The following is a 606-nucleotide window of genomic DNA, read 5'->3' as shown; positions in this document are numbered from 1 at the left end:
GACAATGCTATCGTTCGTGGTCAAGTTTATGGCAATGCCTTTGTTTGTAATAAAGCTAATATAATTTTTGATGCAAAAATCTATGACAATGCGAAAATTGCTGATAATGCTTATGTAAAGGGCTTTGTTTATGGCAATGCAAAAATATTAGGCTCTGCTCGTATTGATTGGGCTGCTCATGTTTTCGATAATGCCGTCGTTTCTGATAATGTATATGTTTCTGACTCAGTAAAAATATCTGACAATGCTATCGTTAATGGCAATCAAAAAATTTATGATAATATTGGTAATAATAACAAAACCATAACTGAAGCTGCTTAAATAAACACGCGGGCGGTGCGGGGGCGCCCTTCTTTAAAACATTTCATTCAAAAATTGAATCTTCTTATAAAGGAATTGTGCCATGCAAAAGAAGTTTGCACTCACAAATGAGACACGTGTATTCGATAATCAAACTCTTTATCGCATTAAAGCTTTAAAAGACTTTGCTGATGTAAAGGCTGGGGATCTGGGGGGCTTTATTGAGAATGAAAGCAACCTCTCTCATGATGGTAATTGCTGGGTTGGTGATAATGCTTATGTTGTAAAAACTGGTCGTGTTTATGA

2 pseudogenes are annotated in these 606 nt (G+C 35.8%); both read left to right on the top strand.

The features are described from left to right. Positions 1-321 (top strand): annotated as a pseudogene (locus ABD917_RS08800) (hypothetical protein); the annotation flags it as partial. 82 nt (positions 322-403) lie between these two features. Beyond that, a pseudogene (locus ABD917_RS08795) lies at positions 404-606 on the top strand (hypothetical protein); the annotation flags it as partial.

The organism is Bartonella pachyuromydis (genome assembly GCF_039543065.1).
In the GTDB taxonomy this organism is placed as follows: Bacteria; Pseudomonadota; Alphaproteobacteria; order Rhizobiales; family Rhizobiaceae; genus Bartonella; species Bartonella pachyuromydis.
Note: the sequence above shows the minus strand (reverse complement) of the source record. Positions and strands in the feature narration are given on the sequence as shown.